The following is a 23,356-nucleotide window of genomic DNA, read 5'->3' as shown; positions in this document are numbered from 1 at the left end:
TCAAAATTACATTTGACAATTCTTGAAGGGTGATGATAAACTCGGAACATAACGAAGCGTCTTCAAGTTATTACCAAAATCAAATCAAAGAAAGGGTGAGCGCGGTGTTTACTATTGTTCCAGCATATTTCCTAACTATTGTCGGCAAATCCACACAACTGAATACCGAAGCAGCCCGAGTAATGGATAATTCCTGAGTATCATGCGTGTTACGCGTACCGTATGAATTCAGGCTAAGCAATTCTCTTCCATGTCTCTGTGCTGCGACAAGCACCGTGGACATGATAGCCGTAAATGACAGGCGTATCATCCGTTTTCGGATGGTACGCTTTTTTGCATGCTTTGAGAGAGTTATCCATTGTTCTGCAGCCCCACAATTTCCTTACCCAAGCCGGCAAAAAACATTCTCAACACGAAAGGAAGGGATTTCCCTTGTTCTCCGTTCTCCGCGATCTCGGCTGGTTCTTCCGCCGGGAAAAAAGGCGCTATGTTATAGGCCTTATACTCCTAATTGTGGTAGGTGTGCTTGAATTGCTGCCTCCGCGTCTCCTCGGTAACGCCATCGACGATATTGTCAGCGGCGCCATTACTGCAGGTTCACTGATGAAATATATTGGCATGATCGTGCTCATGCTGCTGATTATTTACTGGATCACCTACATATGGATGCACAAGCTGTTCGGAGGTTCAAACCTGGTGGAGCGCCTGCTGCGCTCGCGTTTCATGAATCATCTCATGACGATGACACCGGCTTTCTTCGAGCGCAACCGCACCGGTGATCTGATGGCCCGTGCCACCAATGATATCCGTGCGGTATCAGCTACCGTAGGCTTTGGTATGCTGACCCTCGTCGATTCGACAGTCTATCTGACAGTAGTGTTGTTCGCCATGGGGTTCCTGGTCAGCTGGAAGCTGACACTTGCCGCAGTTATCCCGCTTCCGCTGATCGCGATAGCTATGGTCTTCTACGGCAAAGCCATTCACGACCGCTACAGTCTGGCGCAGGATGCTTTCGGTGACATGAACGATCAGGTGCTCGAATCCGTATCCGGTATCCGCGTTATCCGTGCCTATGTGCAGGAACGCCAGGATGAGAAGCGTTTCTCTGATATCACCGAAGATGTGTACCGCAAGAATATGGCCGTAGCCCGGGTCGATGCTTTCTTCGAGCCGACTATCCGCTTTTGCGTTGGCCTCAGTTATATTATTGCACTGACCTACGGAATCAATCTGGTCTTCCGCAATCAGATCACACTTGGAGATCTTGTCTCCTTCAATATGTATCTCGGCATGATTGTCTGGCCGATGTTCGCCATCGGCGAGCTGATTAACATTATGCAGCGCGGCGGCGCCTCGCTGGAGCGGATCGATGAGACACTGCATGCCAAACCTGATGTGCAGGATGTCCCTCACCCAACACCCGTAGAACATCCGTCATCTATTGAACTGAAGGATGTGACCTTCCGTTATCCGACCTCAACCATCGACAACCTGAGCGGAGTCAGCCTTTCCTTGTCGCAGGGCCAGACACTCGGTGTGGTTGGACGGACCGGCAGCGGCAAATCGACTCTGCTGAAACAGCTGCTGCATGAATATCCGACCGGCCAGGGTGAGATATTGATCTCAGGTGTTCCGATCGGGCAGATTGCCCTGGATCAGCTGCACAGCTGGATGGGCTATGTGCCGCAGGAGCAGATTCTGTTCTCCAAATCGGTACGCGAGAACATACAGTTCGGCCATTCGGGAGCCAGCGATGAGCTCATTATGCAGGCTATAACGGCTGCAGCATTCCAAAATGACCTCGGCACCTTGTCCGACGGGCTCGACACGATGGTTGGCGAACGCGGTGTTTCCCTGTCCGGAGGACAGAAGCAGCGGGTCTCAATCTCCAGAGCCTTCATCTCTAATCCGGATATTCTGATTCTCGATGATGCACTGTCTGCTGTTGACGCGCGGACAGAAGCCAAGATCATCGAGAACATCCGTGAAGAGCGCAGCGGTAAAACCACGCTCATCTCCACCCACCGCCTCTCGGCTATTGAACACGCCGATCTGATCGTGGTGCTTGACGGAGGACATATTACGGAACGGGGCACCCACCAGGAGCTGCTTGAATTGAACGGCTGGTACCGTGAGCAGTTCGACCGTCAGCAGGTTGAGAATAACCTGACGAATGAATAACCCAAAAATAAGTTATAACGTGCATATATCCATTCTAATGTTCTGAAATATAGGAGGTGTCACCGTTGACACAGAGTACAGGCAAACGTCTGCTGCAGTACGCACTGACTGCCAAAAAAACATTCATAGCAGCCCTTCTGCTCCTCACCATCGGGGTAGCGGCTGAGCTGGCGGGGCCTTTCATCGCTAAGAGTATGATTGACAATCACCTGCTCGCGATTGAGAAGCCTTATTTCGTGACTGCTTCGCCTGAAGATGCTGCTGAATATAACAATAACTATTACAAGCGCGGTGACCGGTTTGCCGCAGATGAAGTCAAAGGCCAGGAAATCCGCCTGCTTCAGGCTGGCAGAAGCTTCTATTTCATTAATGAAGCTGTAGCCCAGACTGAAGGCGAGCGGAGCTTCTCGGACGGGAACCTGCGTATCCAATATGGCGATCAGGCGACGGTCTATCCGGCCGTCAGGCTGTCGGCTGATGACCTGTTTTCATTCTACAAACCAGAGTTCCCCGGGATTTATAAACTAGTCGCTCTATACGCCATGTTCCTCGTCATCTCCATAATTGCGGAATTCGGCAAAACCTACTGGCTGCAATCATCAGCTAACCAGGTCATCCGTAAACTGCGGACGGACGTGTATGCGCATATCCAGCGCCTCCCGGTGCATTTCTTCGATAATCTGCCTGCAGGCAAGGTAGTGTCCCGGGTCACCAATGATACAGAAGCGGTCAAGGATCTGTTCATTGCTGTACTGTCCAACTTCGCAACAGGGATTATTAATATTACGGGTGTATATGTCGCCCTCTTCCTGCTGGACGTGAAGCTGGGTCTTGTCAGCTTGTTCATCGTGCCGATTATCATTGTCTGGATTGTGCTCTACCGCAAGATCGCAACGAAATACAATACGATCATCCGCTCACGCCTTAGTGAGATCAATGCCATTATCAATGAATCCATCCAAGGGATGTCCATTATCCGGATTTTCCGCCGCCAGAAGCAGAGTAGTGCGGAATTCGAACAGCTTAATGATGATTACTTGAAGTATCAGAACAAAATGCTTAACCTGAATGCCTTCACGTCCCACAATCTGGTGAACTCCCTGCGCAGTCTCTCCTTCGTGCTCGTGCTGTGGTATTTCGGCTTCGGCAGTCTTGACGGTTCAACCTTCGTTTCCCTGGGCGTCCTGTACGCCTTCGTCGATGTATTGGGAAGGATGTTCCAGCCGATTACAGGGATGGTCAACCAGCTGGCGAACCTTGACAGCTCGATGGTATCCGCAGGGCGCGTCTTCACGCTGATGGATGAGCCTGGTGAGCCGGTAACCGACGGTTCGATGCCGCGTTATAAAGGTGATGTGGTCTTCAAGGATGTATCCTTCGCCTACAAAAAAGACTTCGTCCTGCGTGATATCTCCTTCGAAGCGCGTCCGGGCGAGACTGTCGCTCTGGTCGGTCATACCGGCTCGGGCAAAAGCTCGATCATCAATCTGCTGTTCCGCTTCTATGATCCGCAAGCCGGAAGTATCACTATTGACGGCCAGGAGGTCAAGGATCTGCCGAAACAGTGGCTGCGCAGCCATATGGGCATTGTGCTGCAGGACCCTTACCTCTTCACCGGAACGATTGCCTCGAATGTCAGTCTCGGGGATGAACGCATTAGCCGGGAACGTGTAGAGCGTGCCTTGCGTGAAGTAGGGGCTGACAAATTGCTGTCCCATCTGCCGCAAGGCTTCGACGAACCGGTAATTGAGAAAGGCAGCACATTATCCGCTGGCCAGCGGCAGCTGATCTCCTTCGCCAGAGCGTTGTCGTTCGATCCTGCGATTCTGATTCTGGATGAAGCGACCTCCAACATCGATACCGAAACGGAGAGTATCATCCAGCAGGCGCTGGAGGTGTTGAAGAAGGGCCGGACCACATTCATCATTGCCCACCGGCTGTCCACCATCCGCAGCGCAGACCAGATTCTGGTGCTGCACCGGGGCGAGATTGTTGAACGGGGCAGCCATGATGAGCTGATGGCGCTGGGCGGACGTTACTTCCGCATGTATCAGCTTCAGCTGGGTGCCGGTGCCGGTAACGGTACGGATGCACCAGCCCCAGACCCTGTCTCCTCTTCCACTTCCGCTGCCGGACTGCGTCCGTCACTGGAGCAGATTTAATCTTTGAGGTTCAGCCATCCTCTCTGCTGATTAACAAGCCCCCCTGATGCTGTAGAAGCTTCAGGGGGGCTCTTTCACTTGAGTTCAGAACATTTGTTCCGTATAATGGAAAGCAATACATAGGGATGGGGTGAAGGACTTGATAACCTATAGTCTGAGCAAGCGGCAAGCCCGGCTGTTCCTGCTGCGTCACCAGCGGCTGGTCACGGGAGGACTGAAGGAGGGTAAGATGAGCATCCACGAATTCGTCCGCCACGTGGGCTGTATTCAATATGATCCGCTGAGTATAGCCGGACATAATCATGAGCTTGTGCTGCAGGCCAGACTCCCGGGATTCCGGCCGGAAATGGCCACGGAGCTGCTCTATAAGGACAGGCTGCTGATTGACGGCTGGGACAAGAATATGTCGATCTACTGCACAGAGGACTGGCCTTATTTCCAGCGGCGCAGAGAAGCCGCCGCCAGGCATCAGGACAATGAAGCCATGGCTGCCATGGTCACCCATGTCCGTGAAGAACTGAACTCACGGGGTCCGCTCTCTTCGCTTGATCTGGAGAGCAAAGAGAAGATCGACTGGTCTTGGGCTCCGGCGAGACTATCCAGGGCAGCAATGGAGAGCATGTATTTCTGGGGAGAGCTCTCCATACACCACCGGGTGCATACCCGCCGTTATTATGATTTTACGGCTAAGCTGCTACCGGCCGGACTGCTCAGCACAAGCGACCCGAATGTAACCATGGATCAGCACCATGACTGGTATGTACTGCGACGGATCGGCAGCATCGGGCTGCAATGGAACAAATCCGGGGACGGCTGGCTCGGAATCTCCGGCCTGAAGAGCAAGGAGCGGACAGCAGCCGTGCAGCGACTGCTGCTAAGCGATAAGCTCCGCGAGGTACGGGTCGAGGGCATCAAGCTCCCGCTGTACATTCGGACATCCGATGCCCCGGAGCTGGAAGCGGTACTGCGGCTGGATGACGCCGCTGTTACGGACGCTGACACACAGGAGCTTACGTTTGCAGCGGCGCTGGCTCCGCTCGACAACCTGCTGTGGGATAGAGAGCTGATCCGCCAGCTGTTCGGCTTCCATTACCGCTGGGAGGTATACAAGCCTGTGCTTGAGCGGGAGTACGGTTATTACGTACTTCCCCTGCTATATGGCGACCGCTTTATCGCCCGGCTTGAACCGGTGATGAATAAGAAGAGCGGAATTCTTACCATTGTCCGCTGGTGGTGGGAAACCGGAGAATCGCTTGTTCCGGACATGCTTCCCGCGCTCGTCAAGGCTCTTACTTCACTTGCCCGTTCAACCGGAGCGTCCGGTATCCAGTTTGCGCCGGAAACTGTCCAGTCCTGCAGGCTGCAGGAACTGGAATCCGTGCTGTCCTCTCCACAATAACCGCACAACGTAAAGAGACTCCTCTTATCCGCAGTGTTTTTCTGCGTAAAGAGTGAGTCTCTTTGGTTTGAACTGATAGGATGGCGTTACTTGATATGCTCTTCTTCAAGACCCAGCTTGCTGTACATTTCTGTACAATAGCCCTGCAGCTTAATCTCCAGTCTGCTTGCCTTGTTCTTAAACCGTTTCAATTCGCGGATCATATGGGCACGTCCCGCCGGAGTGAACGTCTCCTGGATCCGTTCCTTGAAATAATCATGGACAATGTGGTTGCGTTCTTTCCATACTGCCTGCAGTTGACTCGTTTCTTCCTCCGAGAATGGAAAGTGATGCTGGATTTCTTTGATGAGTTGGCCGAGTGAATTGCTAAGCTTGCGTTGATACAATTCTGATATCTCTGCATCGGTTGGCGTTTTGCCCTGTGACAGCTTGGTCAGCAGCAGCAGATTGGTCAATTGCTGCTCCAGTGCCTGGCAATAATAAACGGCCAGCCCGAAATAAGCAAATAGCTCTTTGGATTGTTCACTCTCCGGTACATGTGTATCCTTCATCTTTCCTCCCGTTCTTGATCTGGTTATTTGTGCTGTATCTATTGAACCTTAAATTCTATTTTGGAATGACCGTTACTGCTGAGAATATTTGGACTTCCGGCCGCTGCCCGTCTCCAGATTTCTCCAATTTATCCGCTGTTCGCGGTGGAAATCCGTAGACAAAGGCGGTCGCTTCTGCTCCTACAGCTCCAAATATCTCCTCCGCCACTTTTTCCAAACTGTAAATCTTCAGGTTCAAAGGATACAGCTCATGTTATTTTGTTATAGTCCATGCGGCCGGAACGGTAAATGTAGAATCCGGTCAGCAAAATTATGTATACCAGCGCGTGGGCATAGGCGCGAAGCAGGGTTGACACCGGCAGCGTATCCGCATTCATCATTGCATCCATCACCGGAAATACGGGCGGCAGCAGCACCGGAACAACAGGTCCGGGCACCAGCTCAGCAACCTTGCTGGCGCTGATGGACAGAATGATTGTGATGAGCATCAAGCCGGCGGCGTAGCTGGTTCTGGACACCCACGAGGACTGCAGGTACAGGGAGACTACAATACCCAACATACCAAGTAGAGCATGTCCCGTAAAAGCAAGCAGGATCCGGTCCAGTCCGGCCGGTTCATTGAAACTCCCGGTCACCACCGGATAGATGACAATGAAGAGATCCAGCAGCAAGGTGAGCAGGCCCAATGTAAGAATACCGCCGATACTGTAACGGCGGGCACTGCGGAGCTGGACGATAACCACCTGTTTCTGTACCGCATGCTCATGATTCAGAAAGCTTAACCCCAGCCAGCAGCAGGCTACAAATAGAAAGACTGCCGTAGCCGAGTAGCTGTTCATTACAGGATTAGGCTTATAGGAATACAAGATTAACACAGTTATAATAATGCCGGCAATTGGACCGAAATACCGCTGGGAGACACTGTAGCTGCGCAAAAAATATCTGATGAGAGCCTTCACCCGCATCCACTCCCGTTCTCTTCCTTCGGGTCCATCCACTCTGTTATACCGCTTAAGCCCCCAAGACGTTCAACCGAAACAATTGAACCGCCTGCTGCAAGAATCTGCTGCAGGCAAGTATCTGCCATCTTCTGGTCTACAGTCAATCCTGTACAGGCTGCACCTTCAGAATCCGGTACTGGATGCATATGGAGCACTCCAGGCAACGCCTTTACCGCCTGTTGTTCCACTGGCGGAAGGTCTGTGTAGACGATATGTACTGACGGCACCGTCCGCAGGTTCTCTGCTCCATGGATTGTCCGGATCATCCGCCCTTCCTGCAGTACATACACGGCATCCGCCAGAGCTTGTACGGTCTGAGGCTCGTGCACGGAGAAGACCAGTGCCGTCCCTTCCGACTTCAGCTCCTGCAGCAGTTCGGTCAGAGTATGCTGAGCCGGAAGATCCAGTCCAGACATGGGCTCGTCCAGAAGCAGAAGCTGCGGACGGATCAGCAGGCTCTGGATCAGATTGACCTTCTGCAGCATGCCCTTGGAGAAGCCTGCCAGGGGGTGGCTGCGGGACGCTCCCAGCTTAAAGATATCCAGAAGTTCGCTCACCCGCGATACCGCTGCCGCCCGGGAGAGCCCGGCAATACGGCACATGTCGTGCAGATAATCTTCTGCTGTTAATTTCAGTCCCGGAAACGCTTCGGGCGCATAACCCGTAGTCAGCCCTTGACGGCCGTATGTAAGTTCACCGGAGGACAGCCTCAGCAGTCCCGCGAGAATGGAGAGCAGAGTACTCTTGCCGGAGCCGTTCCTTCCGATGAGCGCCGTCGCCGTGCCAGGGTGGACAATCATTGATATTTCATGAAGAACCGGGCGGCCTCCATACCGCTTGGCTCCCCGGGTGAGTGTAATAAGCGGGCGTGCATCCGGATCTTCCGGCATATTAATTCTGTCTGTACTCTGAAGGAACATTCGTTTATAGCCTCCTTCAACTTACGCTAGGGCAACGGCCGCACGAAATGGCAGCCAAAGTTCTTTATTTACTACATTCGCCGGAAGCTTCCTTTTCTCCTTTTGGATTTCGCAGATTACTGAATATCGGATACAAAAAAACCAGACAGGTGCAGAATGATTCCCGCACCTGTCTGGCCCCTGCTTTTTTATAAGGAAGTGCTTAAAATCTGTATTATGCGTATACCTCAACAGCTCCGCTTACCAGTCTGCAGGCCATTGCCGCACTGCGGCAGGCATCAATGCATTTCTGGCAGTGTATATGCTCATGTCTGCTGCTCGTATCCGCACAGCGCTCACAGATATCAGCACATAACCGGAGAATCTCCACCACGAACGGGCTCTGGCGGGTCATTGCCTGGATGGCGAAAGAACACATATCAGCACATTCGCGGTCAAGCTGGATGGTCTCCCTTAGTGCTGCCAAATCATATTCTTTCAGGCTTGAGACATAGCTATAGTTACAGGCATCCATACATTTCATACAAGCATCAATGCATTCCTGATATTGAATTCGGGTCATAGCCTTAAACCTCCTGCAATTATTATAGGGTATGCCTATGTATTAACCTGCAAGAAAAGGAACGAACCAATCCCCCGGCTTCAGGGGAAGGTATTACAGGCTTCTTTTGACGGCAGCCGGTCTTGCCAGCAGACGTTTCTCCAGCCGCAGAAGCTCTGTGCGCAGTTCGCTGGAAGAGAAATGTTCACCGATAAATACGGCGACATCAGGTACCTCGCCCTGGGGGGTGATTTTCATGAAATCCGCTTCCCTGTAGGCATATTGAAACAGAAACCGGCTCGAGGTGTCGTTAAAGGATACAATTCCCTTAGCCCGGTAGACGTCACGCGGCAGTTCCTTAACAAACCGTTCGAAGGCCTCGCTGTTCACCGGATTCTTGAAATAATGCGTGTATGCCATCACATGATCATGCGAAGCATGCATTTGCCTGGCATCTCCATCCTGTTTACAATGCTCATTCTCTTCTGTTACACCACGTTCTTCCGAATAAACTCCACCGATATTGCCGAGCAGGGCTTCCGGCTCCAGCTCACAGCGTACAGCGGGCAGTATCTCTGCATACGCATTCCATTTGCGCAGCACCGCCGAGATCTCTTCAGCTTCCTCTGCACTGATCCGGTCTGTCTTATTCAGAATAAGCACGGAGGCGCAGCGGATCTGCTCCTGCATAAGGCGGTAGGTAGCCCCCTGCTGGGAACGGTACAGTTCTAACAGATGGGCCGCATCGACGACCGTGATCAGTCCTTTCAGCTCCACCTGCTGATATAGTGAGGTTTCGGTAACAGCGTCCACAATCTCCAGCGGATTCGCTGCGCCTGTCGCTTCAATGACAACTACATCCGGTGATTCTTTTTTGACCAGAGTGGTCAGCTCTGTACTTAAATCGCCCCGGCTGGTACAGCAGATACAACCGCCCAGCATCTCTGCCATCGGCACAGACTGCTCTACCAGCAGACCATCCAGATTAACCTCGCCAAGCTCGTTCATGATTACCGCCGGCCGGAGGCCTTGCGTTTTCCAATGCTCCAGCAGACGCTGCAGTAATGTAGTCTTGCCGCTGCCGAGAAATCCCGACAATATGTAAACTGGTAATGTGTGTTCCAAGTTCAATCGCTCCCCGCAAAAATCAGTTATGGTAGCGAGTGTACTACAACGGACGGCTCTACGCAAGACATCTGCAGCTTCCGGGGTATCCGCCTGCTGCTGCCTGAACTTGTCTTTGCATGCCCCATCCCCTATCATGGGATTACAAGCCGTTCATAACACCATTAAGGAGCTGGTTCGCATGTCATCCGTTGAAGAACACCGGCGTGAAGCCCCCGATTCAGTAGCTTGCTATATCATTACGGTCTCGGACACCCGGACCATGGAGACCGATACCGGAGGACTGCTGATCCAGAATATGCTTGAAACAGCAGGCTATACGGTTTACGGCCGCACGATCATTAAGGATGATTATGAGGATATCCGTGAACTGGTCTACAAAAGCTCCGTTCATTCCGGCATCGAAGCTGTACTGCTGACCGGAGGAACAGGCATTTCCCCCCGGGATACCACTTATGAAGCTGTTGCTTCCTTGCTCGACAAGTCGATGCCGGGGTTTGGAGAGATTTTCCGGCTGCTCAGCTTTACCGAAGATATCGGATCCGCTGCCATGCTCAGCCGGGCCATTGCCGGTACAATCGGCAGCACAGCAGTCTTCTCCTTGCCCGGCTCTACAGGTGCAATCAAGCTTGCCATGGAGCGGCTGATCCTTCCTGAGCTGCGCCATGTCATGCGTGAGATCTATAAGCGCTCCTAAGTACGGATTGCTGCACCCTATGTATTATTTTATTGAAGGCAAACCCTGCAACCGCGTTTTTAACGAGGCGCGTTGCTTGCAGGTTTGCCTTTTTTGGCATGGATCAATAATGGCATTGACAACATCTGGAGATCTCCTTATACTATTGAACACTTTACGCGAAAGTGTTTTTTGATTAACTAAATGGTTAATCGGAAAGGAAAGAGATGAGCTCACTCCAACAATTGCAACGCAAGATCAAAACGGTTGCCTGTCCCTATCATGAAATGCTGTGCAGCCTGCATGTACTCCATCAGCCGGAGCATCACCCCAAACGCCTGCAGTGGGCCGTTGAGATGCTAAGTGTAATGCCTTCTTCGCTGGTTGAAGGGATACATACTATCGGCCGGTTAACCGACAGCTGGATGGGTCTTATGCTTACCGGGCGAAACGGAGCGTTCCCGTCAAGCCTTGCGGGCATCCGGCAGCTGAAAGCATTGCCTGATACAGAGCTTCTCCACGTGCTGCTGAACGGCAAGGTTTCTCTCGGCACCATTCTGGAGTGGCAGCATGGACTGCTGCCGGGAAACGGCGAGACCGGAGGTCAGCCAGATGAACCTGCCCGATACCTTTTGCAGCATTTGAATGAAGTACGCACACAGCTGTTCACAACACTGGAAACCTATGAACAGGACTACTTCCGCAAGGAGTGGGAGTATGTCCAGCCATGGATCCATACTGCAGCCGCAGAGTTTCAGGACTCGGTCTCCCGTTCTGCGGAGCGGGCGCTGAATTCCCTGCATCCCCGGCTGCACGCCGCTGAAGGAACCATCACTGCACAAAAGGCGGTCACTTATCATTTTGAATATGAACAATTACAGCTGATCTATGTACTTCCCTCCACCTTCATCTTCCCTCATCTGCTGATCGATTGGACCGGAGACAGGCTTGTGCTGCCGCTCGCTGTCGATATTCCCGGCCTGTCCTTCAGCGAAGCGCCTCCGGCGGATCTGCTGCGCCAGTTCAAGGGACTTGGCGATGCGACGCGCCTGCGCATACTGAAGCTGCTATGGCAAGCTCCGCACTGCACGAAGCAGCTTGCTCCCATAATGGGCATCTCGGAGGCAGCGGTATCGAAGCAGCTCAAGCTGCTGAGTGAATCCGGACTCGTAAGTTCGCAGCGCAAAGGGAACTATTTGTTTTACTCCAGTGACAAGGAGGCGTTCGACAGCTTGATTGTTCTGCAGAGGCAGTATTTTGAACAATGAAGCTGATCCCTGAATAAGGAGTTGTTCACACGTGTGGCAAACCGCAATTGCAACAGCGCTCAGGAACCAGAGAGCCAATCTCAGGGCTTTTCCCTGGAACTTCACTTTAGGGCATATTATTGAAGGGGCTTATCTGGTCCTGGTCTCTTATTTCTCGTATGTCTATTTAATACAAGGCGATTTAGATGACAGGTTCGCACTCTATACCGGAACCAATAACTATCTGGCTTTTGCCATCATTGGCGGTACTATGAATATTTTCTGCATCAGCATGATGATGAACGTATCGCGGGCGCTGATTACCGAATGGCGGGAAGGAACGCTTGAGGCGCTTCTGCTCTCCCCTTCAAGCCGGAATGGCTATTTTCTAGGAACGGCCGTTCAGCAATTTTACCGCAGCGGCATTGTGCTGATCACTGTACTGGCTTTTGGCATTCTGGCCGGACTGCGGCTCCCCTCTCCTCACCTGCTATCCGTGCTGTTAGGCGCATTGTTGTTTATTCTCTCTACCTATGCCATGGCGCTGGTGCTGGGCAGTGTAATGCTGTTCACACGTGATACATACATCGTACAGAATACACTATTTGCCGTAACTACCCTGCTCTGCGGTTTCCAGTTTCCAAGACAGTATCTCCCCCGTTCCCTGCAAAATGTAGCGGAGATCTTCCCGCTGACCTCCTCGCTCCAGCTTCTGCGCGGAGCACTGCTGACCAGTAACGCGGTATCATTTCCGGATATGCTGCCTGCACTGCTACTTAGCCTGGTCTATATTGTAGTTGGATTGTGGTGCACTAACCGGGTTGAACGCAGTTTATTCGAGAAATTCTAAACTCAGGAGGCTGATATTCAAGTGATCTGCATGAACGAGGTAACCAAAATCTATCAGACCAAACATAGACTCGGTCTGTTCCGCTCCGAAACCAGGATACAAGCGGCAGTCAAAGCGCTGACCCTGACCATTGCACCGGGTGAGGTTGTCGGATTGCTCGGGCTGAACGGGGCAGGCAAGACTACAACCATCCGCATGCTCTCAACCCTGCTTGATCCGACTTCAGGAAGTATAGAGGTGGATGGACTCTCCATGGCCGATAACCGGAAAGCTATCCAATCGAAGGTAAACATGATTCCCGGTGGTGAACGAATGCTGTACTGGCGGCTCACCGGCAGGGAGAATCTGGAGTATTTCGGCAGACTCTACGGTCTTAGCAGCACTGCAATCCGGATGGAAAGCACCCGGCTTCTGAATGAAGTCGGGCTGGCGGAAGCAGCTGACCAGCCTGTAGAGCAGTATTCCAAAGGGATGAAGCAGCGGCTCCAGATCGCCAGAGGATTGATTAATGACCCTGCCTACTTATTCCTGGATGAACCTACACTTGGACTCGATGCACCGATTGCCCGTCAATTGCGTGGCACGGTTCGGACGCTAGCCCAAGAGCAGGGTAAAGGTATTCTGCTGACCAGCCATTATCTTCAGGAGGTTGAAGAGCTATGTGACCGGGTATACGTACTTAGCCGCGGGGAACTTCTGCTGTGCGACAAGCCGGAGGCTATTGTCCGGCAGATTGCCGGTTCTCAATCTGCCCATCTCGAGGTAAGCGGATGGGATGAGCAGCTTCGTCCGCAGCTGGTGTCTCATCTGACTGAGCTTGGGCATCCCGCACAGCTGGTTGTCGGAGAGAATGCCGCCAGCCAGACTTCTTCCGGAGAAGATACAACGTACCGGATTTCTGTACAAACTCCGGTAGCTGATACGCTGATCACAGAGCTGCTCCCCTGGGTAAGTGAACACGGGCTGCGTATCCACAGTTTCTCCTGCGATAAACCAACGTTGGAGGATGCCATTATTCTGCTGTCGGAGGACCGGGCATCATGAGACCCGGTGGATTATGGACGACGATTGCCGCCGAGCTGTCCAAGCAGCACCGGAACCGCAGGAAAGGAAGGGCAACCTTCTTCTCCCTGCTATTCTGGCCTGCGCTCAGCTTCCTGACCTCCTATTACACCATGAAGCCCTACAGGACCGGGGAAGGCTCCGTCCTCTCGCGGATCATACCGGATGAACGCATTCCTTTGTTTTTGCTCAGCGGGTATCTGGTGTTCCAGCTGTTCTGGACGGTGGTTGAAGCTGCCTGGATTTTTGAGCAGGAACGCAAAGACGGTACTGTGGAGACGGTATTCCTTACACCTGCTCCCAAAATAGCCTTTCTGTACGGACGCTCCCTGTATTCGCTTATGCACGGAATCTGGATGTTCGCCGTCTTCTCCCTGCTGACCTTTGTATTTGTGTCTGATATTTCAAGCGTCAATTGGACGGCGCTGACGCTTGCGCTGCTGCTGATTATGGTTGCGGCCGTGGTCTGGGGTGCTCTGCTCAGCGCAGTGTCGCTGTTCTCCCGTGAATCTTCATTTCTCTACTATATCTTCCAGACACCGATGGAATTATTCGGCGGAGTACGGATCCCCCCAGCGGTCTTCCCGGCCTGGGCAACCGGAGTCTCCACACTATTCCCGGTGACCTACAGCCTAATCCTGGTACGAGGAGCTTTGTACGGCACCATCGGGGCCACCTGGTGGTGGGCTCTTGGCATCCTGGCCGCGGGCAGCATAGTACTTGCGGGATGCACCCGTTATGTGCTGTACCGTGCGGAGCACCATGCCAGACTGAAAGGCAATTGGAGCTTGTTCTAGCGCCGGCCCGGATCTCCAGGGAAATGAAATTCACCGGAAAATAACGGATATGCATCACAAAAAAACGCCCGCAGGCTTCATGCAGCAATGCTGTCATAAGGTCTGCGGGCGGTTTCTGTACGGCTAGCGTTTTCATGTATTAATGAGCATGTGTGCCCAAATGTTCCAGAAGTCCAGTGAAGAGGCTCTTTACCTTCTTCGAGTATTTCCCCTTCTCCTTGCCCATGGATGTATAGACGAGCGAGGTATTGTCCTTGTTGTAGATCTCTGTTCTGGCCCCGGAAGTTTCCGATACCTGCAATCCGCCATACCAATTTGCAATCCGGCTCACCCGCTCAGGCTTACTGCTGAATACATGCAGGGTAATATTCTGCGCTGGCTGGCTGTTAATCAGATACTGATAACTCGTGTTTCCGCTGTTGTCTTCAGTAAATTTCTCATCCGTCAGCTTAATTTGTTCTCTGGCAAAAGCCTGATGCATCTCCTTGCGGAACCGGCCGTCCAGTCCCTTCCCTTGTGAAAGGGCCAGCATCGTACCATCCTGATAGGCTTGCGTCGTGTAGCTTCCCGCTTCCTTCTTGTCCTGCTCCCCGGAACAGCCCGCCAGCAGTGTCCCGGCAGTCAGTGCGGTAGCCAGCATGGCTGCTAATCTGCGCTTCATAGCCAAAAGCCCCCTTTTCCAAACACTCAGGTTCATTCCTGTTAGGTATAGGATGTCTGAGCGTGTGAAAAATATGCAAACCGCTGCCATTCACATCTGCGTGCTGCCCAGACCGAAGTACCGTTACCGTACAGGCGGATCTGTATGCACATCAATATCCGGGGCTGAGACTGACCAGCGGGTGAAGGTCACCTGAAGCCCTGGCCGGGTTGGTGCGCACAGGAACGGACCTGCCTGCTTGCCATTCTCATGAGCAAAACGTGCTACCCGGATCGTCCGCCAAGGATGATTCTCTGTTCTCGCCCTAAGGATAACCGCATCCTTCATCCGTGATGCCCGTAGAGTCACCACCTCACCTGTCCATTCCGGAACTGGTGACAGCGACCAGTCTGAGTACGTATCCGTCACAACCGCGCCGATATGCGGCACGCCATCATTCAGTTCAATTCCGGCTTTGATCCATATGTCATCACTATGCCACAGCATTATTCCCGCCTGATCGTAGAGCCCTGTAAACCCGTCCAGTACAAAGCTGACCTCAACAGCTTCCGAGTCGTCCCAAGGTGCGAGCAGCGCATGCCCGTTGTCATGCTGGAAGCCGTACATCGTTTTTTGCCAATAATCACTGCCTTCTGCTGCTTCCACCACAAGCTTGCCAGAGATCTTTGTGCTGGACACCGGTTCGTTGCTCCATACTCCATCCTGCCACTCTACTATGCTCATTACAGGCTCACCTCTTCTTTCCGTTTTTTCATCATACTGTTGATCTGCTCAGAACTTAACATCATAACAATAATATACCCGATCATCACAAGCGGAAGAATCATAAAAGTGCTGCGGGCAGCTACCCACCCGAGAAGTGGAGGCAGAAAAGCACCGCCCGTATAAGCCAGTGCCATCTGGTAACCCATAATCTTCTGGGAATTCTCTTTCCCGAACCGGGCCGGTGTCTCATGCAGCATGCATGGGAAGATCGGCGCCGAACCCAGACCAATCAGAATAAACGCAACCAGTGAATAGACAGCAGGCAGCGGCATAGCCAGCACCAGCGCACCTAGCAACGAAATCAGAAGACCGCCGCGGATCAGCGCACGGTTGCTGAATCTGAAGGTAATGAATCCGGTAATCAGCCGCCCAGCAGTGATTCCCCCGTAGTACAGCGACACCCAGCCAGCCGCCGTAGCCGGGGATACATCCTTGACATTCACCAGGTAGCTGCTGCCCCATAAACCTACTGTCGCCTCAACACCGCAATAGAACAGGAAGGTGATCATCGCCAGCTTTACTCCCTTAATCCGCAGCACATTACCGGAAGAAGCATTCGTAGCAGGCACTGCCACCAGCCCTTCCTGAACTTTTTCACCAGCTTGCGGACTGCTGCTCTTACCAGCTCTTTTCCATAACGGGAGACTTGCGAACAGCAGCACTACAAGGGCAAACTGGATCATGCTGACCATGAAGTACCCTTCTCTCCAGGATTCGCCGCCTGCAATATAACGCGACATAATGATCGGCCCGAGCATTGCCCCGACGCCCCAGAAGCAGTGTAGCCAGCTCATATGATGTGCTTTGTAATGGGTAGCCACATAGTTGTTCAGCCCTGTGTCGATCGAACCTGCACCGAGTCCCAGCGGCAAGGCCAGCACCGCTAGCCAGACTACAGAGGAAGAATAAGAGAAACCCAGCAGAGCCAGAGCGGTCACAGCCACGCTGATAAAAGTAACCATTCCTGTCCCGAACCGTTTCAGCACGCTGCTGCTGGCCAAACTTGATATAATTGTGCCTGCGACTACGATCATGGAGAGCAGTCCTGCTGTATCGACCGGTGCCCCATAATCAAGCCTCATCATCGGCCAGGCTGCGCCCAGCATGGAATCCGGCAGCCCCAAACTGATAAACGCTAAATATATAATAATTAAAAATACTGTTGCCATGTCAATATCCACCCTGCCCTTCAGATTTCGTCAGCTTCAGCCCCTGTTCCAAAGTCCCTAAGGTCTGCACAATCATACCCTGAATATAATCGGCGGCAAAATCTTCTGATAGCAGCACCCGCGGAATAGCGGCGTCCGGCAGAAGGGCCCCGCATTTCTCCGCAAGCGCCTGCAGATGCCCTTCATTCAGGAAGCTCCCATACAAGATAACTGCATCCGGGTTCAGCACACTGCTGACAGCTACCGCCAGTCTGGCAATCGCATCAGTCAATTCTGCAAAGGAGGAGATCAGACGGGGATCTCCCCACGGAATGCCCAAGGGTATGTTGGCCACTTCTCCAGCAAAGCCCCGTTTGCCTTTATAGAGCTTACCGTTAATAAAGATCCCTGCCCCCGGTTCAAACCGGTCGGGAAAATACAGATAAATAACTGAACCTTCCTCCTCCTTCATTCTGCGGCAATACCCGATCACTGCAGCGTTGACATCATTCTCAATCACTACGGGTTTGCCGTAACGCTGCCTGAAATGCTCTGCCACCGGAACACCGAGCAGTGCATCATAATCGGACACAATCATTTTGCCATCCACTTCAGCACCAGGCAGTCCTAACCCTATTGCCTGTATAGCGGGGCACATCTGCAGCGAGCTGTCTATTACGGTTTCAAAAGCCGCTAGATCAACTCGCAGAACAGCCGTTTTGTCTTCAAACAGGCAGCGACCGGCAAGCGTAACGATGGTTCTGTGAATATAGATGACATTCTGTTCTTCATGTGTAAATACAATCAGTGCTAGAGCGAATTCTTCGTTATATATGTATTGCTGTGACGGTCTCCCGCCGCTTGAGGAAACCTGCCCACCCAGAGTTACCTCATTCCGCTCCATCAGAATCTGCAGTACGGTTCCTACAGTAACGATACTTAGCCCGGAATACTCGGCGATCTGCCGCTTGGTAGCCTGCCCTCTTTCCTTCAGCACCTGCCGCACCAGATTAATATTTACTTCTCGAATGACCAGAGCGTTGCCGCCAATCTTCTGCATCTGCTTTCACCTCATTAATATAATACTTTATAAAAGTATTTAAATAAATAGACAAATTGAAAACTCCGGCTTCAGGAACGCTATAACGGTACGCACCTCCACCCAACGCTGCGGCGGTGAGTCCCTGCATATTATTATGCTTTGGACAGCCGTTATCGCTGGAATATCTTAAGACAATGTTAAGGTTAGTCATATTTTACTGAAAGGCAAGGCAACTATAATGAACTTACGACCCCGAGGATATGATGAACAGGAAGGGAGGTGAACTCGTGAACAAAACGATTCTGGTTGTAGATGACGAGAAGGAAATCCGTGAGCTTCTACGGTTGTATATCGAGAAGGACGGCTACTCCGTAATCCAGGCTGCTAACGGATTGGAGGCGCTTAAACGGGCTGCGTCCACACGGATTGATTTGGCGGTTATCGACATTATGATGCCTGAGCTTGACGGCTATCAGCTTATTAAAGGTCTGAGAGAACACAGTAATCTTCCTATTATTGTCGTCAGCGCCAAAACGGAAAATCACGAGAAAATTCTGGGGCTTGATCTTGGCGCAGACGATTATGTAACAAAGCCTTTTGACCCTTTGGAGGTTACTGCCCGGATCAAAGCTCAATTACGACGTTATGACGGAGGTGTGTCGGATCGAGAAGCGGATCTGCTGACGGCAGGCGCATTGTGTATGGATGTTTCGGCTTGCATTCTTAGCCTTGGCAACGGGGCAATTCCTCTTACAGCGACAGAATTTAACATAATGAAGCTGTTTATGCAAAGTCCCGGTCGTGTATACACCAAACAGCAGATTTATGAGGCTGCATGGCAGGAGACCGCCATCGTAGACGACAATACAGTGATGGTCGCCATCAGCAAGCTGCGCAGTAAACTTCCCGGAGGCGCGGTATCCATTGGAACTGTGCGGGGATTAGGTTATCGTCTGGAGGTGCGTACATGAAGAACAGACGCAGTTTCAAAAGAGTCATCATACACAGATTCATAGGTTACACCATCGGAATTGCACTAACGCTTCTGGTGTTGGAGTTTTTATTCAGTCTGTATACATTGAATAACGGGATGAATCTCTCGGAGCTGGCGTCTTCCCCTCTGGGCGAGGGGACAGAATCTCTTCAAATCACACTTTCAGTATTCTGGAATCTTATTACAGCTGGAGTATATCTGATTGGGATTGTCCTTTTTGGGCGCGGAATCAACAAGAGAATCATGGAACCCATTCAGAAAATGGAAGAAGGCTTCAAGGCAGTTACCGCCGGCCACCTGGACACTATACTAGACTTTGAAACAGAAACGGAATTTGGGGACATGCGGGACGCCTTCAACTATATGGCGCGAAAGCTGAAAGATTCCGAAGAACAGCGAATGACCATGGAAAATGAAAGGATGCGGCTTTTCTCGCACATTGCCCATGACTTAAAAACCCCCATGACGACGATTTCCGGATACGCTGGGGCTTTGGCAAGCGGTATGGTTGAGGAACCTGACAAACAGCGGGAATACCATCTGGCGATTCAAGCGAAATCCGGACAGATGAACCAATTAATTGACCAGTTGCTTTCCTATTCCAAGCTGGGTACGCCGAAGTACCGGTTAAATGTTGCCAAGGTTGACCTTGTAGAGCTGCTTCGCGCATCTTGTGCCGCTTTGTTCGGTGAAATCGAAAACAAGCTGATGAACTTGGAGCTGCGGTTGCCGGATCATCCAGTATTTCATATGGCGGATTCGCTGGAAATTGCCAGGGCTATCAGCAATCTGCTGACCAACGCAATCCGCCATAACCCGAGCGGCAGCTTATTATACGTGGGGCTGAAGGAGGAATCCGGCTGTATCGAAATACATGTTGCCGATAACGGAACAACTATCCCCAAGACGATTGCCGGGAGTCTGTTCGAGCCTTTTGTATCCGGCAGTGATTCAAGAAGTACCAGCAGTGGAACAGGACTTGGGCTAGCCATTGTAAAAAAGGTGATGGAACACCATTCTGGTGAGGTCTTTGTATGGGACGCCCCCTCACCCTATACCAAGATGTTTGTCCTGTGTTTCCCCAAAGTTTCAAAGTTTCAAGACACAGAAAGACTGAGGGATGAAGATGTATCGTAAAATGATCAAAAATGATATACGCAAAAGCAAGCTGATTACCGCGATGATTACGGCATTTATCCTGATTGCCGCCATGCTGACTGCTTTGGCTGCATCGCTGACAGTAAACCTGTTCGGTGCTATCGACAATATGCTTCTTTCGGCAAAGGCGCCCCACTTCATGCAGATGCACACAGGCGATATTGATATGGAACAGTTGGGAAGCTTCGCGGACGCTAACGACAGCGTAGAGGACTATCAGGTGCTTAAGTTCCTTAACCTTGAAGGTGCGGACATTGTCATCGGGGACGGTTCCCTTGTCGGGAGCATACAGGATAACGGCCTTTCCGTACAGGGCGAGAAATTCGACTTCCTGCTTAACTTAAACGGTGAAATCATCCAGCCGGCCGACGGCGAAATCTATCTCCCCATCTATTACAGGCAGGCTGGAAACGCGGCACTTGGCAACAAGGTGATCATTCATGGCATTTCCTTTACCGTCGCAGGATTTTTACGGGATTCTATCATGAACGCGGCGATGGTAAGCTCCAAACGGTTCCTTGTGAGCCAAGCGGATTTTGATAAAGTCCGTGATTTCGGACAGTTAGAGAACCTTATCGAGTTCCGGCTGGCGGAGGATGTTTCCTTCCCTGCTTTCGAGGCAGCCTATCTTAATGCGGGGCTTCCGTCGAACGGCCCCCCCGCGATCACTTACCCACAAGTAAAGATGATAAATGGCATTACAGATGGTATAACCATTGCCGTGCTGGTGTTGATAGGCACCCTCGTAATCATCGTGGCATTTTTGTGCATCCGGTTAACGCTTCTGGCTAAAATTGAAGAGGATTATAAGGAAATAGGCGCACTGAAGGCTATAGGGATACGGGTATCACAGATTAAAAAGCTTTACCTTGCGAAATACGGTGCTATCTCAGGGGCAGCCTGCGCGCTGGGTTATCTCGCCTCCCTGCCGCTCCAAATTCCTTTCATGCAAAATATCCGTCTATATATGGGAGAGAGCAGCAGCCCGTTACCCGGCCTGCTCTGCGGTCTTGCGGGGGCCACAGTTATCAGCGGGGTTGTCATGCTGTATGTGAACGGGGTGTTGCGGCGTTTCCGCAACATATCTGCAGCGCAGGCGGCGCGGTTCGGCTCAGCGCCGGAACAATCGAAACCTGCCAGAAGCTTCCGGCTGAGCAATAACAGGCTTTTTTCCCGGAATATCTTTCTTGGAATCAAAGATGTTCTTACCCGGAAAAAGCTGTATGCCACCATGCTGATGGTACTGGTCATATCCTCATTCATTATGATTGTACCGCACAATATCAGCAGCACAATTTCTGCGGAAAGCTTCATCACCTACATGGGGATGGGAATTAGCGATGTTAATATCGGGGTGATGCGTACACAGGTGGAGGATGTATCGGGGAAGGCGGCTGAAGTTGCTGAAATGCTGGCGGAGGACAAGAATGTGGAAAAGTATGCTGTGTTCACCGGTATGATGTTAGACCGGAAAGCGGACGATGGAACGATGGAGAAGCTGCGGGTGACGATTGGTGACTACTCCGCCTATCCTATCACCTACTCCAAGGGCCATGCGCCGCAGTCAGAATCGGAAATCGCCCTTTCCGTCCTCAATGCCGAAGACCTTGAAACAGCCGTTGGGGATGACATCATTTTGATCGTTGACGGAGCAGAAAAGCATCTGACGGTGTGCGGGATTTACTCTGATGTCACGAGCGGTGGCCGAACGGCGCAAGCCACTTTTACCGTTAACAACAGAGAGGTATTGAGCGTTGGGCTGGCCGCCACGTTCCGTGACCGTAAGAGTGTACAGACAGCAATATCACAGTACAGGGAACAGTTGCCCTTCGCCAAGGTTACCGGCATCGACGAAAGCATTGGGCAGATGCTCGGATCTATACGGGATTCCATCAAAATGGCTTCCGTTGTCGCTGCCTTGGCAACCGTCCTGCTTACACTGCTGGTTACGGTGCTGTTTATGAAAATGCTGGTAGCGAAAGACCGATATCCCATCGCCATCCTGAAATCAATGGGCTTCACCTGTGCGGATATTCGCGGGCAGTATCTTACACGCTCCATAACCGTGCTGGCGCTGGGCGTCTTCATCGGAACGCTTCTGGCAAACACGCTGGGTGAGCTTGTGGGTGTAGCCATCGTCTCTTCCTTTGGCGCAGCAACCTTCCATTTCGCGGTAGATCCATGGTTTGTCTATCTCGCCTCACCTCTGCTGATTACGGGTTGCGTCATCTACGCCACCATGCTGGGCGTCTCCGGCATCCGTACACTACAAATTTCCGAACATATTAAGGAGACTTAACCTTATGAATAACATTATCACAGGCAATAATATCGTGAAAACCTTTGGCAAGGGTAAGGAGCAGGTCACGGCATTGAACGGAGTAAACGTGGAAATAGCAAAAGGCGAGTTTGTTGCCGTGATGGGGCCGTCAGGTTCGGGGAAATCCACACTGTTGTTCGCGCTCAGCGGCATGGACGAGATTACAGGCGGATCGGTGAAATTTGGCCATACCGAACTATCTAAACTCCGCGAAAACGCGCTTGCAGATATTCGCCGGACAAAGATGGGCTTTGTCTTTCAGCAGCCCACTATGCTGAGAAATTTAAATCTGTTGGATAATATTATTCTCCCCGCCGCGCATGAGGGCTACAAGGATACAGCGAAAATCTCACAAAAGGCCAAAGCCCTAATGAAGAAAACGGGAATTTCCGGTTTGGAAGGCAGGGATATCACAGAGGTATCGGGTGGCCAGCTCCAGCGGGCCGGCATCTGCCGCGCCCTGATGAATGCGCCGGAGATACTCTTTGCCGACGAGCCGACCGGCGCGCTCAACACAAAGTCAGCGGATGAAATCATGGGGCTACTGGTGGTTATTAATCAAGAGGGCACAGCCATATTGCTTGTGACCCATGATGCGAAAGTCGCGGCCAGGGCTGACAGGGTTCTGTTTACGAAAGACGGAAGTATCGTTTCCGAACTACCGCTACCAAAGTTCAGCGGCACGGATATGGAGGCGAGAGGGGACAAGGTACTCGCCGGGATGGCGGCTGTGGGTATTTAAATAGCCCGGCAGAG

Annotated in this window: 22 protein-coding genes; 12 read left to right on the top strand and 10 right to left on the bottom strand. The window is 51.9% G+C overall.

Annotated features, from left to right (window positions below; translation table 11 throughout):
- Window positions 1-432: 432 nt before the first annotated feature.
- From MKZ24_RS19350 to MKZ24_RS19340, 3 genes are all read left to right on the top strand, one after another.
- Window positions 433-2,181, top strand: a complete 1,749-nt coding sequence (locus tag MKZ24_RS19350) for an ABC transporter ATP-binding protein (protein ID WP_340785589.1) — start codon at window positions 433-435, stop codon at window positions 2,179-2,181.
- 65 nt (window positions 2,182-2,246) lie between these two features.
- Window positions 2,247-4,343, top strand: coding sequence for an ABC transporter ATP-binding protein (locus tag MKZ24_RS19345; RefSeq protein ID WP_340785588.1), 2,097 nt, complete (start codon window positions 2,247-2,249; stop codon window positions 4,341-4,343).
- A gap of 139 nt (window positions 4,344-4,482) precedes the next feature.
- Complete coding sequence (locus MKZ24_RS19340; RefSeq protein ID WP_340785586.1) at window positions 4,483-5,742, top strand: winged helix-turn-helix domain-containing protein; 1,260 nt, start codon at window positions 4,483-4,485, stop codon at window positions 5,740-5,742.
- An 86-nt stretch (window positions 5,743-5,828) separates the two neighbouring features.
- On the opposite strand, the gene MKZ24_RS19335 is transcribed toward MKZ24_RS19340, so the two are convergent.
- From MKZ24_RS19335 to MKZ24_RS19310, 6 genes are all read right to left on the bottom strand, one after another.
- Window positions 5,829-6,293 (bottom strand): hypothetical protein, encoded by a 465-nt coding sequence (locus tag MKZ24_RS19335; protein WP_042236964.1) that lies wholly within the window; start codon window positions 6,291-6,293, stop codon window positions 5,829-5,831.
- 55 nt (window positions 6,294-6,348) lie between these two features.
- Window positions 6,349-6,531 (bottom strand): hypothetical protein, encoded by a 183-nt coding sequence (locus MKZ24_RS19330; RefSeq protein ID WP_340785584.1) that lies wholly within the window; start codon window positions 6,529-6,531, stop codon window positions 6,349-6,351.
- Window positions 6,532-6,541: 10 nt separating this feature from the next.
- On the bottom strand, window positions 6,542-7,252 hold the full coding sequence (locus MKZ24_RS19325) for a hypothetical protein (RefSeq protein WP_340785582.1): 711 nt from the start codon (window positions 7,250-7,252) through the stop codon (window positions 6,542-6,544).
- Window positions 7,249-8,214 carry an ABC transporter ATP-binding protein gene (locus MKZ24_RS19320; RefSeq protein WP_340785581.1) on the bottom strand — a complete coding sequence of 322 codons (966 nt, stop codon included), beginning with the start codon at window positions 8,212-8,214 and terminating at the stop codon, window positions 7,249-7,251. Before MKZ24_RS19320 ends, MKZ24_RS19325 begins: the two co-directional genes overlap by 4 nt.
- Window positions 8,215-8,428: 214 nt before the next feature.
- Window positions 8,429-8,776, bottom strand: a complete 348-nt coding sequence (locus MKZ24_RS19315; RefSeq protein WP_042236968.1) for a four-helix bundle copper-binding protein — start codon at window positions 8,774-8,776, stop codon at window positions 8,429-8,431.
- Between the two features lie 93 nt (window positions 8,777-8,869).
- The gene (locus MKZ24_RS19310; protein ID WP_340785578.1) at window positions 8,870-9,880 is read right to left on the bottom strand and encodes a CobW family GTP-binding protein; all 1,011 of its coding nucleotides are present in this window, start codon (window positions 9,878-9,880) and stop codon (window positions 8,870-8,872) included.
- A gap of 181 nt (window positions 9,881-10,061) precedes the next feature.
- Between MKZ24_RS19310 and MKZ24_RS19305 the strand changes: the two genes are divergently transcribed.
- From MKZ24_RS19305 to MKZ24_RS19285, 5 genes are all read left to right on the top strand, one after another.
- Window positions 10,062-10,577: a MogA/MoaB family molybdenum cofactor biosynthesis protein gene (locus MKZ24_RS19305; protein ID WP_042236973.1), complete on the top strand. Its 516-nt coding sequence runs from the start codon at window positions 10,062-10,064 to the stop codon at window positions 10,575-10,577.
- A gap of 206 nt (window positions 10,578-10,783) precedes the next feature.
- The gene (locus MKZ24_RS19300) at window positions 10,784-11,824 is read left to right on the top strand and encodes an ArsR/SmtB family transcription factor (protein ID WP_340785575.1); all 1,041 of its coding nucleotides are present in this window, start codon (window positions 10,784-10,786) and stop codon (window positions 11,822-11,824) included.
- Between the two features lie 31 nt (window positions 11,825-11,855).
- Complete coding sequence (locus MKZ24_RS19295; RefSeq protein WP_340785574.1) at window positions 11,856-12,653, top strand: ABC transporter permease; 798 nt, start codon at window positions 11,856-11,858, stop codon at window positions 12,651-12,653.
- Between the two features lie 21 nt (window positions 12,654-12,674).
- Window positions 12,675-13,697 carry an ABC transporter ATP-binding protein gene (locus MKZ24_RS19290; protein ID WP_442950490.1) on the top strand — a complete coding sequence of 341 codons (1,023 nt, stop codon included), beginning with the start codon at window positions 12,675-12,677 and terminating at the stop codon, window positions 13,695-13,697.
- A complete protein-coding gene (locus tag MKZ24_RS19285; RefSeq protein WP_042236979.1) occupies window positions 13,694-14,512 on the top strand; it encodes an ABC transporter permease in 819 nt (272 codons plus the stop codon). Before MKZ24_RS19290 ends, MKZ24_RS19285 begins: the two co-directional genes overlap by 4 nt.
- Window positions 14,513-14,651: 139 nt before the next feature.
- Here the strand turns inward: MKZ24_RS19285 and MKZ24_RS19280 are convergent, their stop codons facing one another.
- From MKZ24_RS19280 to MKZ24_RS19265, 4 genes are all read right to left on the bottom strand, one after another.
- Window positions 14,652-15,173 carry a hypothetical protein gene (locus tag MKZ24_RS19280; protein ID WP_042236982.1) on the bottom strand — a complete coding sequence of 174 codons (522 nt, stop codon included), beginning with the start codon at window positions 15,171-15,173 and terminating at the stop codon, window positions 14,652-14,654.
- Window positions 15,174-15,296: 123 nt separating this feature from the next.
- On the bottom strand, window positions 15,297-15,896 hold the full coding sequence (locus tag MKZ24_RS19275; protein WP_042236985.1) for a DUF1349 domain-containing protein: 600 nt from the start codon (window positions 15,894-15,896) through the stop codon (window positions 15,297-15,299).
- The gene (locus MKZ24_RS19270; protein WP_042236987.1) at window positions 15,896-17,107 is read right to left on the bottom strand and encodes an MFS transporter; all 1,212 of its coding nucleotides are present in this window, start codon (window positions 17,105-17,107) and stop codon (window positions 15,896-15,898) included. Before MKZ24_RS19270 ends, MKZ24_RS19275 begins: the two co-directional genes overlap by 1 nt.
- 1 nt (window position 17,108) lies before the next feature.
- The gene (locus tag MKZ24_RS19265; RefSeq protein WP_042236988.1) at window positions 17,109-18,146 is read right to left on the bottom strand and encodes an ROK family transcriptional regulator; all 1,038 of its coding nucleotides are present in this window, start codon (window positions 18,144-18,146) and stop codon (window positions 17,109-17,111) included.
- Window positions 18,147-18,415: 269 nt separating this feature from the next.
- Between MKZ24_RS19265 and MKZ24_RS19260 the strand changes: the two genes are divergently transcribed.
- Genes MKZ24_RS19260 through MKZ24_RS19245 form a run of 4 tightly spaced genes read left to right on the top strand, consistent with a single transcriptional unit; the run spans window position 18,416 to window position 23,342 of the window.
- Window positions 18,416-19,099, top strand: coding sequence for a response regulator transcription factor (locus MKZ24_RS19260; RefSeq protein ID WP_081956568.1), 684 nt, complete (start codon window positions 18,416-18,418; stop codon window positions 19,097-19,099).
- Window positions 19,096-20,259, top strand: a complete 1,164-nt coding sequence (locus tag MKZ24_RS19255; protein WP_042236992.1) for a sensor histidine kinase — start codon at window positions 19,096-19,098, stop codon at window positions 20,257-20,259. The genes MKZ24_RS19260 and MKZ24_RS19255 overlap by 4 nt, the downstream gene beginning before the upstream one ends.
- Window positions 20,249-22,579 (top strand): FtsX-like permease family protein, encoded by a 2,331-nt coding sequence (locus MKZ24_RS19250; protein ID WP_042242707.1) that lies wholly within the window; start codon window positions 20,249-20,251, stop codon window positions 22,577-22,579. The genes MKZ24_RS19255 and MKZ24_RS19250 overlap by 11 nt, the downstream gene beginning before the upstream one ends.
- Before the next feature lie 4 nt (window positions 22,580-22,583).
- A complete protein-coding gene (locus MKZ24_RS19245) occupies window positions 22,584-23,342 on the top strand; it encodes an ABC transporter ATP-binding protein (protein ID WP_042236995.1) in 759 nt (252 codons plus the stop codon).
- Window positions 23,343-23,356 lie beyond the last annotated feature (14 nt).

The organism is Paenibacillus sp. FSL R7-0297 (genome assembly GCF_038009025.1).
Classification (GTDB): Bacteria; Bacillota; Bacilli; order Paenibacillales; family Paenibacillaceae; genus Paenibacillus_AQ.
Note: the sequence above shows the minus strand (reverse complement) of the source record. Positions and strands in the feature narration are given on the sequence as shown.